The organism is Aurantimonas sp. C2-5-R2, from assembly GCF_036549495.1.
GTDB classification, from domain to species: Bacteria; Pseudomonadota; Alphaproteobacteria; order Rhizobiales; family Rhizobiaceae; genus Aurantimonas; species Aurantimonas coralicida_A.
On record NZ_JAZHLJ010000206.1, the window covers coordinates 1 to 1,922 of the forward strand.

The following is a 1,922-nucleotide window of genomic DNA, read 5'->3' on the forward strand; positions in this document are numbered from 1 at the left end:
CAGGCCATCTCGATTCCCCATCGTCTCGACAACGTAGGGGAATCACAACCTGCTGATATCGCTCAACTCCTTTTCGCTCAGGCTCTAAGCTCGACTTTGTACGTTTTCCGGGTCAGGTCCAGGTCCAGAAGATGCCCTCATTGGCGATGAACTCGAGCGCGTCGTCGAGAGGCATGACGCCGCCGCCCATGTCGTCGACGTCCTCCCATTTGCGGCGATGTGACCAGTAGCCAAGCCGGACCTCGTCACAGTTGCCTGTCGGCTTGAGCCGGGCGATCGGCGCTTCTGTCTCCAGGAGGTAGAGGTGGTAGGCACCCTTGTCCTTGTAGAAGCCGACGCCCCCACCATTGGCGTCGTCGAAAGCTTCGATGCGGGTGGCGATATCGTCGTGCTGCATGGCTCGATCATAAGCGGGAATGCTGCGAGAGCGGGTGATTCACTTCGCCGCAGGCCGCTGGCTTGCGAGCTGGGCGGCGAGGGATTCGAAGCATGGGATGCAACATTATCCCGTCTTCCCGCCGTCTCCGGGCGATCCCGTCCCCCAGATCCTGCGCGATTGGCTGCAGGCGCTGCGCTCCTGCTTCACGGCTCCCAGCTGGGAGCACACGCTTGTCCTGGTGATGGGCGTGCTGGCCACCGGGCAAGCGTACCGTCAGCGCCTGCCTCAGGATGACCGGGCGCGCCGAGGCGAAGAACTTTTCGAGCTACCATCAGCTCCTCAATCGCGCCCGCTGGGATTCCCGCGCCATGGCACGTCGCCTGCTGGTCATGATCATCGACCGCCTCGTGCCCGATGGCCCTGTGGTCATCGGGATGGACGACACCATCGAACGCCGGTGGGGGCGCAGGATCACCGCGCGTGGCATCTATCGCGATCCCGTCCGCTCCAGCCATGGTCACTTCGTCAAGGCCAGCGGCTTGCGCTGGCTGAGCTTCATGGTGCTGGACACCGGTCACCTGGGCAGGCGTCGTGAAGGCCCTGCCAGTGCTGACCCTGCTCGCCCCCTCGGAGCGTTCCGACCACCAGCGTGGCCGCAGGCACAAGATGCTGACAGACTGGGCTCGCCAAGGTGCGCTTCAGCTCTGCCGCTGGTTGCCCGACCGCGACATCGTCTTCGTGGGCGACAGCAGCTTCGCCGTCCATGAACTGGCCCATGCCCTCGACGGTCGAGCGACCCTCATCAGCCGGCTGCGGCTCGACGCCAATCTCTTCGCGCCCCCTCCAGGGCGCGGTGCCCACACCATCGGGCGCCCGGCGCAGAAGGGACTTCCATTGCCCAAGCTGAAGACGCTGCTCTCCAACCCTGCCACGCAGTGGCGAAGGATCACCGTGTCCTCGTGGTATGGCCGCAAGGAGCAGAAGGCGCTCGAGATCACCTCCGACACCGCATTGTGGTACCGTTGCGGCACGCCCCCCCAGGCCGGTCCGCTGGGTGTGCTGGCCCATGCCGGCAAGAGCGGACGACGGGTGGTGTCCGCCTTCATCGCCACCGCCTTCGCGCAGGAGACGCCAGAGGCCGCCAGCCTGCAATGGCGTTCCGTCTCCGACCAGATCCGGCCGAAGGTGCCCAAGCTCGCCGCCATCCTCGACGGTGCCGAGGAGGATGTCTTGGCCTACATGACCTTCCCAAGAGAGCATCGCGCCAAGTTGCACAGCATCAATCCCATCGAGCGGCTGAACGGTGAGATCAAGCGTCGTACCGACGTCGTTGGCATCTTCCCGAACGACGAGGCCATCCTGCGTCTCGTCGGTGCTCTGCTGCTCGAGCAGAACGACGAATGGGCCATCCAGCGGGCCAGGTACATGACACTGGAATCCGTCGCACCTCTGAGTGTCTGAATCAGAATGAAGGTGGCGTTTTCAATGCCTTGCGAGCCGTCGGGTGAGCATGCGGATGTTTGCGATGAAGACCCAGGCCTGG

General features: G+C 64.2%; 2 protein-coding genes and 1 pseudogene. 2 read left to right on the top strand and 1 reads right to left on the bottom strand.

The annotated features are described in order from the left end of the window. Positions 1-112: 112 nt before the first annotated feature. Positions 113-397, bottom strand: a complete 285-nt coding sequence (locus VQ044_RS24965) for a hypothetical protein (RefSeq protein ID WP_327649994.1) — start codon at positions 395-397, stop codon at positions 113-115. A 272-nt stretch (positions 398-669) separates the two neighbouring features. Between VQ044_RS24965 and VQ044_RS25975 the strand changes: the two are divergent. Then, positions 670-870 (top strand): annotated as a pseudogene (locus VQ044_RS25975) (transposase); the annotation flags it as partial. Between the two features lie 115 nt (positions 871-985). Beyond that, positions 986-1,840: a transposase gene (locus tag VQ044_RS25980; RefSeq protein ID WP_442873014.1), complete on the top strand. Its 855-nt coding sequence runs from the start codon at positions 986-988 to the stop codon at positions 1,838-1,840. Positions 1,841-1,922: the final 82 nt, after the last annotated feature.